The organism is Kitasatospora sp. NPDC057512, from assembly GCF_042802135.1.
In the GTDB taxonomy this organism is placed as follows: Bacteria; Actinomycetota; Actinomycetes; order Streptomycetales; family Streptomycetaceae; genus Kitasatospora.
The window spans coordinates 1-9,512 of the sequence record NZ_JBHVET010000299.1; the positions used below are offsets into that span (position 1 = coordinate 1).

Annotated in this window: 1 protein-coding gene; it reads left to right on the plus strand. The window is 76.1% G+C overall.

From position 1 onward, the window contains the following. Window positions 1-9,471, plus strand: a 9,471-nt coding sequence (locus tag ACFU6K_RS20345) for an EndoU domain-containing protein (RefSeq protein ID WP_380664900.1), incomplete at its 5' end; no start/stop codon positions are given. Window positions 9,472-9,512 lie beyond the last annotated feature (41 nt).

Below are 9,512 nucleotides of genomic sequence, written 5' to 3' on the forward strand. Positions count from 1 at the left end.
CAGGGGTACGCCTCGGCGAGCGACATCCTGCGGCTGGAGGTCCTCGGCCGGTTCGGCGGGGTCTACACCGACGGCGACAACCGGCTCCAGGCCGATCCCGCTCCGGAGGTCGAGCGGATCGTCAACGCCCGGCAGAGCTTCGCCGTCGCGAAGGTCGGCAACGCGGGCATGGCGAACGCGGTGCTGATCGCCCCGGCCAGGCACCCGGGTGTGGAGCAGCACCTGGAGGTGCTGCGCCGCAACTACCTGCGCAGCTCGCACGAGAACACCGTTCGTGGGATGTACTTCCAGACCCGTGACCGGGCACGGATCACCGCGAAGGAGTTCCAGGAGGCGGACGAGTGGGTGGGGAACATTCCCGCCGACGCGCAGCGCCACACGGACGACGGGGAGAAGAACGCGGTCCTGTACCTGAGCGGGACCGGTGTCAACATCTGGGCGGACCTGGCGCACGGCCTGGAGCTCAAGGGCCCCGACGCGCTCCCGCTGGTCACCTCGGAGATCTTCGAGATCGGCACCGGGAACACCTGGGTGCCGCGGGAGCGGCCGGCGCAGGAGGTCCGGCTGCCCGAGGTGCCGGACCGTGAGGCGACGCTGCTGGCGGCCCGTCGCGTCATCAACACGCTGATCCGCGAACTCTCGTACCAAAGCGGCAAGTTGGCGTTGAGCGAGGTGGCTTCGAGGGTCGCCCGGCACCCGCGGCCCGACCTGCTGTGGGACACCGTGATCGGGTTCCTGGCCCGGCACCCCGAGCTGCGGGAACGGGTGCAGTGGCGCACCGTCCAGAAGTACGACGCGGCGACGAAGCCGGTCGGCACTCCGGTCGTCCTCCCGCCGTGGTCCGACAGCCTGATGGTCAAGGTGGACGAGGCCAAGCCCAGGCCGGGCGTCGAGCGGGTCCGCCTGGTGGCGCCCGAGGACGTGCCGCCGCCCGCCACGACGGTGCTCACGGCGGCACCGGCCGGGCAGCAGCAGGTGATCGAAGAGGAGGAGACCACCGGACAGGAGGAGACGGCCGAAGAGCAGGCCGGTCGGGCGCCCGGTCGGCAGTTCCACGCGCCGTCCGGCGGTACCGACGGCACGACGGCCGGCAGCACCGCGCCGACCCACGGCACGCCCCAGCAGTCGGTCGTGCCGCAGCCGCCCGCGGCGACGGACGCGGTGAACTTCCCCGGCTGGCAGCCGTTCCTGACCGCTCAGGGGACGGCGGCCGCGCCGCTCCGCCCCGACCGTACGCCGCGCCCCGGCCCGGGCCCGCAGACCGACCCCAACGGGGTCGTGCGGGACCACGGTGGCTGGCAGCTGAAGCCGACGGCGGTCCCGGGAGCGCCGATCACGCAGTTCCCGGGTGCCTGGCAGCGGCCGGTGGGAGCACCGGAGTGGACGTACTACCCGGAGGACTGGAGCGCCGGCACGGTCCTGCGGCACGTCCAGGCGGCGATGCAGAACGGTCCGAGCGTCACGCCGGGGTCGGACGGCCTGAACCGGGCGGTCGGCTGGTCCGGGAGCGTGTGGGTGGAGGCGGTCCTGGACTCGCAGGGCTACATCCTGTACCACCACCCGCTCCCCGACACCCCCGCGCCGTACGCGGAGTGGCAGGAGGAGGCGGTGGTCGGCCGGGGGGACCGGGTCGACCTGTTCGGGTACGCGGGCGTACTGCTCCAGCGGGTGCGGTTCGACAGCGGGCAGGACGGTTTCGAGTTCATCGTCCGGCTGCACCTGGATCCGGCCGCGGGCATGACGCCCGCCGAGCTGGACGCGGTGCGGCAGCAGGTGCGGACGCTCATGGAGGGCTTCACGGCCGGACAGCAGGTCGGCGCCTACGACCGGCTGCTGAACGTGCGCGTGGAGTTCACCGAGGAGGCGGGCGACGGCGTCACCACGCTCCCGGTCGCGCCGGGCGCGGTGCCGACCCTGGCGCAGGTGCTGCCGCAGCAGTTCAGGGAGGCGGCGGGAACGCACGACCTGGAGTTCGTGACGGGGACACAGATGCGCAAGTCCCCGCCCGTGCGGGAGCTCCACGTCGGCGCGGACTGGACGGCCGGGTTGCGCCCGTCGTTCACGGCCCCGGCCTGGGACCGCCCCGGCCGGGGGCTGCCCCCGGAGTGGGGCGCCGCCGAGGCCCGGTACGCCGCCCACCACGTGCTGCGGACGGGGACGGCCGAGGTCGTGGGCGAGGCGGCCGCGGGCCGCCCGGCCCCCGAGGTGCGCCGCGGCCGGTTCGCCGGGGTGCGGCTGAACGTCCGGGTCGAGGACGGCGTCATCACCGACGTCTGGGGCGAGCCGCACCAGAAGCTGCGGCCGCAGCTGACCGCCCCGGTGGCCGGTCCCGAGGCGGTGCTGGTCCCCGCGCAGGAGGTCAGGCCGCCCCAGGACGCGTTCACCCGGGCCATCACCGCCCGGGAGTTGGAGTCCTTCGACGCCCGCCGCGTCCGGCTGCCGGACGGGGACACCGAGACGGTGCTGACGGTCCGGCTGTACCTGGACCTCGAAGCGAAGCTGGACCTCGCGGACGCGACGACGGCCGCGGCCGTGGAGGCCCTGCGGCAGACGGGCCTTGAGGGGGTCGAGAAGGTCTACAACACCGGGCAGCGGCTGCCCAGCGGCGACCTGCTGCGGGTCGAGGTCGAGTTCGTCCCCGACCGCTCCACGGCGCACCACACGGTCGTCGTCCGGGAGCGCCAGGACCGGGCCAACCACCGGACCTGGGGCCTGAACACGGACGCGCGGACGATCGCCCACGAGATCGGCCACCTGCTCGGCCTGGACGACGAGTACCGGGAGGCGGGTTCCACGCCCCGGCCGATCCATCCGGACGACAGCGGGATCATGGGCGGCCGCCAGACCGACCGGTTCGGACGCCCCTGGCTGGACATGAACCACCTCCACGAGGGCCCGCTGGAGATCCTCACCCCCTACGGCCCGCCGGCCGCCCGCAACCTGCGGCAGCTCGGCGGCGTGGTGGACGAGGCCTTCGGCGAGGACCGCGGCCCGGCGCCGGTCGGCGACGCGCCGACCCGGGCCCGGTTCCGCGAGGAGGTGCTGCGGCGCGCCCTGTACGGCGGTCCGGGCGGGCGGGGCGGCCACCTGGTGCCGCCGCGGGGCTCGGAGCGTCCCCGGCCGGAGCTGGTGCCGGGGTCGCAGGAGCGCAACGGGACGTTCAAGGTGGTCGGCGGGCCCGCCGACGCGGTGGCCACGCACGTCGGCGCCCTGGCCGGCGACCTGCCCGCGCCGCGTCGGAACCGGACGGTGTTCCCCGAGCACTGGACGGCGGACGACGCGGTGTACGCCGCCGAGCAGGCCTACCAGCACGCCCTGCGCACCGGCCGGGTCACCGCGACCGGCCTGCACTCCCACCACTGGGTCGGCGAGTACGGCGGGGTGCGGATCGAGGGCCTGATCCGGGCGGGGGAGTTCGTCTCCTTCCGTCCGTCCGACGACCAGAGCGGGCTGGACACCCCGGCGTACATGCCGTGGCGCCCGACCGGCGGGGCCTTCGGCGCCAGGGTCGAGGACCTCGTCCGGTTCGGCGACCGGCAGACCCTCACCGGCGTCCACGCCCAGCCGGAGAAGGCGGCCGCCACGGCGCACGGCGTCAAGGTGGGCTCGGTGCTCGCGGAGAACGACAACGGCACCTACCGGGCCGACGTCTGGTTCCTCGACGCGGCCGTGACCCCCGGCGCCCCGATGGCGACGTTCCCGTCGCGGTGGCACCAGCACGCGGACGGGGAGACCCACACCTTCTACCCGAAGGCGTGGACGCCGTCGCGCATCCTGTCCGCGGTGGAGCGGGCGTACGCGACCCGGCACACCTCCGAGCAGCTGGACTCCGGCGCCGTGCGGTGGGTGGGCGAGGCCGACGGCGTGCGGATCGAGGGGATCACCCGGGACGGCCGACACCTGACCCACCGTCCGACCGCCCGGCAGCCGCTCACCGAGTGGTACGCGCCCCCGGCGGCGGACGGGTCCACCGGGCCCGGCCTGCGCGGACGCCGCGTCCGGACCGTGGACGGACAGCTGGGCATCGAGGTCGCGGCGCCGGTGCACCTGCGGGTCGCGGCGGGCACCACGCCCGCGGCGGTCGCGGCCGCCCGCAAGCGGCTCCAGCGGGCCGCCGACGACTTCGTCCGGCAGCACCGCGCCGCCGGCGACCCGCCGGTCCTGCTGACCCTCGACTTCGTCGACACGGAGGCGGCCGCCCTCCCGGGCGCGGTGGTCGGGGCGGACTCCCTCGCCGACGGCGCCGGGCTGGACACGCTCCTGCCCGGTGTGGCCGGGGCGTTGGCGCCCGGGTTCTCCGCGACGGTCGCGGGCAGCGCGGGCCCGGCCACGGTCAAGGCCAGGGCGCAGGCCGGGTACGGGACGCGGGCGCTCGTCGAGCCGGAGCTGCGGGAGCCCGCGGCGCCCGGAACGGGCACCCGCCCGGTCACCGTCACGGAGATGGCGGGGCAGCAGTGGATGATCGACGGGGCCTTCGCCCCGACGCTCGCGGGGAACGCGGGGCGGGGCCTGCCGTCCGGCTGGACGCAGGGCGAGGGCAGGTACGCGGCGGTCCAGGTGCTCGCGAACTGGCGCGGCCGGCGGCGCGGGGTCGTGAAGGGCCGCTTCAACGGCGTCCCGATCGAGGTCCGGACCGAGAACGGACGGATCGTGGACTTCCGCGGCCTGCCGGGCCGGAGCGTCCCGGCCCAGTTCACCAAGCCCGTCCCCGAGCCGTCCGGCCAGGGCCTGGTCTTCCCGACCGGCCCGCGCCACGCCCCCGAGTCCTCCTCCTCGTCGTCCTCCTCGTCCTCCAGCGCGATCCCGCAGCCGGCGCAGGACCCGGCGACCGCGCTGCTGCCGGGCCACGCCTCGGTCGAGGTCGTACCGGACGACCCGGCGGCGCAGCCCTTCGAACTCCGGCGCGGCCCGCTCGTGCCGGACGGCGAGGACGTCACCCTCCTCGTCCTGCGCGTCCACCTCGACGGCTCCGGCCTGACCGGGGAGAACGCCCGGGCCAGGGTCGCCGCGCTGGGCGCGCGGATCCGGGACGCCGCCGCGCGGTTCGACAACCGCACCCGGCTCCCGGACGGCACCCTGCTGCTGGTGCGGGTGGAGTTCGTGGACGCCACCGGCGATCCGCACCGCACGGTGCGCCTGCACGAGCGGAGCGTCGCCCAGGACGGTGGGAACTGGCACCTGGAGATCTCCCGGGACGCGCTGGTCCACCAGCTGGGCCGGGCCTTCGGCATCCCCGTCACGGAGTACGCGGGCGGCGGCACGACCCGGATCGTCCCGGCTCCGTCGGTGCGCTTCCTGCGCGACCTCGGCGACCTCGCGGACGACCGGCTGGGCCCCCTCGGGCACGACACCGAGGACGGCGAGACGCCCCGGACGGAGTTCGCCGACGGCGTCCTGGAGGTCGAACTGGGCCCGGCCGTCGGGACGCGGGGCGGCCACCTGCCGTCGGCCATCGACGAGGAGGAGGCCGAACAGCTGGAGCTGGTGCGCCGTCACGCCAACGGCACCCTGCTGGTGGAGACCGGCGCAGGACGGCGCACCCTGTTCCCGGAGCACTGGACCGCGGCAGACGCGCGGTACGCCGTCGAGCAGGCGGCCGTCGACGCCGTCCGCAACGGGAACTTCGAGGTGACCGAGGACGGGATCTTCTGGCAGGGCGTGTACGAGGGCGTCCGGATCGAGGGCAGGTCGGCCGAGGACGGGACGGTCACCGCCTTCCGTCCGGCCGGCGACCAGCGCGGCCTGGCGGCCCCCGTCCACGCGCCGGGCGCCGGCACGATCGACGTCCCGTCGCTCGACGGGGCCCCGGCGCTCACCCAGGACCAGCTGCGCGTGTTCGGCGAGCAGGCCAGGCGCGAGGGCGGCCTCGGACTGCCCCCGGAATGGACCCGGGAGCAGACCCGCTACGCCGCCCTGTGGGTGTACGAGGAGCAGAACGGGGCGGCGAGCGGCCGCGGCCGGGACGAGATCCTCACCGGCGAGTACGGCGGCGTCCGGATCCGGCTGCTGGTCCGCAACAGGCAGATCATCGACTACTGGGCGGCGCCCGGGCAGCGCTTCGACGCGACCGAACCGGCCGAGCCGGCACGGGTGTTGGACACGGCGGAGGTGCGTCCGCCGGTCCGCCGCTTCCTGCGCTCGCTCCAGGCCCAGTTCATCCAGTCGTACGAGGTCCGGCGGGTGGTGGACGCCGACGGGGACACCAGGACCGTCCTGACGGTGCGGGTCCACCTGGAGGCCGACGACCTGACGGGCAGCCGCGCCGAGACCGAGCGGGACCTCGACCGGGTGCGGCTCAACGCCGAGGCGGGCGTCCGGGACGTCTTCGGCCAGGGGCAGCGGCTGCCCGACGGCAGCCTGCTGGAGGTCGCGATCCGGTTCGTCGACCGGGACAGCGCCCACCACGTCGTCGAGGTGCGGTCGTACACCTCCCAGGAGCACGCCCAGCACTGGGGCGTGGACTCCCCGCCGAGGGTGATCGGCCACGAGGTCGGCCACCTGCTCGGCCTGGCCGACGAGTACCGGCGCCAGGAGGCCGGCCCGCGGCCCGTCCACCCGGAGTTCGGTCTGATGACCGCGCCCGGGCGCGACACCTACGGCCGGGTCTGGTACGACGCCCAGCACCCCGTGGAGCTGGCCGACGCGAACCCGGCGGTCTCGCTCCGGCCGCACAACCTGAACGAGCTGGGCGCGGTCCTCGACCGGGTCTTCCGGACGGACCTCCGGCCGGTGCCGGCCGGTGGGTTCCCGGTGCGGGCCGCCTTCGACGAGGACGTCCTGCGGACCGCGCTCTTCGACGGGCCGGACCGGACGGGCGGGTACCTGACCCCGCCGGCGGAGTCGGGGCGGCGCAGGCTGCCCCGGGTCGGTGCGGAGAACCCCAACGGCACGTACCGCGCCGACGCGGGCGAGGCGGCGCCGAACCGGTTTCGGACGATGTTCCCCGCGCACTGGACGGCTGAGGACGCGGTGTACGCGGCGCAGCAGGCCTACCTGCACGCCCGCCGCACCGGCGGGATCAGCGGGCGCGGAGACCTCACACAGCGCTGGGTCGGCGAGTACGACGGCGTGCGCATCGAAGGCCGGATCCGGAGCGGGGAGTTCACCTCCTTCCGCCCCGCCGAGGACCAGTCCGGACTCACCGCGACGGCCCCCGCGCCCGAGCCCGCCACGCTGCCCTTCGGCCACCGGGTCGAGGACCTCACCCGCTACGGGGACCGGCACACCCTCACCGGCTTCCACCACCGCGCCCGGATCCGCGGGGCCCGCGCGGTGGACCCGGCGGACCACGGCCTGCACCTCGGGCCGGTCCGGCCGCCGCGGGCCAACGGCACCTACCGGGCGCCGGTGTACTTCCTGGACCCGGGGATCGCGCCGAACTCGCCGCTGAGCGAGTTCCCGTCCCGGTGGCGCCGCCCCGAGAACCAGGAGGCCCGGACCTTCTACCCCGCGGCCTGGGCGGCCGAGGACGTCCTGGAGCAGGTCGACCGGGCCTACCGGTCGAGGCTGTTCGAGGAGGTGCTGCCGGACGGCGCCGTGCGCTGGGTCGGGACGGCCCGCGACGTGTGGATCGAGGGCGTCACCCGGGACGGGCGGCACCTCGTCCACCGGCCCACCGACTGGCAGCGGTCCCGTCAGGAGACCGGGGCCGGGGCGGTCCCGGTCTGGGAGCGTCCCCTGGTGCGGGACGACGGCGGTTACTCCGTCGACTACTCCATCGGCTACCGCCGCGTGCGGCCGGGCGGTGCCGGCCTGCCCGACACCGAACTGGTCGTCCAGGTACGGGACCGCGGCGACCTGACCGCCGAGGAGCGGGCCGGTCTCCAGCGGCTCGCCGACGCGCAGGCCGCGGAGCTGTTCCCGCCCGCGGCGCAGCCCGGCGGCCGGCCGGTCCGCATCCGGCTCCGGTTCGTGCCCGAGGCGGACGACCCGGACGCGATGCCGCCGGTCTCGTCCCTCCCGAGCGCCTTCGTGCTGCAACTGCGGTCGCGGCTGACGGAGGCCGCGGAGCTGATCGCCGGGCTGCACGACGCGCCCGCGCCGGAGCCGCCGCTGCTCGCCCCGGTGACCCCGGGCACGGGCGAGCGACCGCGCACCCGCACCCGTCTCCAGGACCTGGAGGAAGCGGGCATCGACGCGCCGCGCCTGGCCCCGGCCCTCGCCCGCGCCCTCGCGGACGAGCGGGCCGACGGGCTGCCTCCCGCGTGGACGGCCGCCGAGGGCGGGCACGCGGCGCGCATGGTCGCGCAGGCGCACCTGGCCGAGCTGGGGGACGAGCGGACGGGCACGGTCACCGGGCGGTTCGCGGGTGTCGAACTCCGGGTGACGCTGGAGGACGGGTGGATCGTCCGCTTCGAGGGCACGCCGGGCCAGACCTTCGAGGACCAGCGCCGCCCGCGCCCCGCCGGGCAGCAGCCGGCACTGATGGCGCTGCGCCCGGCCACCGGGCGGCAGCTCCAGGAGACCGGGGAGACCGGGGAGATCGGGGACGACGGGCCGCACGAGCCCGTCGAGCAGGAGCAGGTGCACGTCACCGAGGTACCCCCGGTCACGCCGGTCGCCGTGCCGCCGGCGCTGCCCCTGGCGGCCTTCGGTGCGGCCCCGGCCGCCCCGGCCGCCCCGGCCGCCGACAGCTCCGCCCCGGCGCCCGCGACCCCGCCGCCGGTGGTCCCCGTCGGGCCGCCGCCGCTGCCCGCGCTGGGGGGCCTCCGGTTCGACGGGACCGGCCTCACCGGCCGTCCCCCGTACGCGAGTTCGGCCGTCCGGGCCGGGTCGCCGGCGGACCCGCAGGAGTCCCGGATCCCCTGGGACACCGTCCGCGAACTGCTCAACCGCGCCTACCGGCAGGAGCGCGGCCGGCTGCTGCCGATGCTGCGGGAGTGGCTCGACCCCGAGCACGTGGCGGAGGGCCTGCTGGCCGAGGCGGACGCACTGGTGGCGGCCCTGCCGCCGGAGCTGTTCGCCGGGCTCCCGCACGAGGAGGACGCCCGACTGCTGCTCCGGGCCGGGTACGTCCTCCACGGCTCCTCGGTGGACCCGGGGGAGGAGGCCGCCGCGGCGGAGCAGGCCCGGGCCGACCTGGCCGCCGCCCTGCTGGACCTGCTGGAGCCGCTCCGCGACCCCGCGCCGGACCTGGCCGCGGTCGAGCGGTCCCTGGACGGCCTGCGGGACGCCGTGTCCGCCCTGCCGGACCCGACCGGGGCCGTCGGGGCCGCCGTACGGGACGTCCTGGCCAGGATCGCGCGGACGCGGACGCGGATCACCGCGACCACCCCGCTGCACGAGGCCAACTCCCTGGTGAACGAGCTGGCCGACCGGTTGATCGGCCAGGACGTGCGCCGCCTGCTGGGCGTGCCGACGGGCGACGGGGACCTCGAGTTCCTCGCCGGCCGGATCTTCCACGAGGCCCACGTCGTCCGCGACGACTGCTTCGACGTCAGGACGGTGCGCCATGCCCTGCGCGGCCTGTAGCAGGGGCCGTGGGACCGGCGGGACGGCCCGGGCCGTCCCGC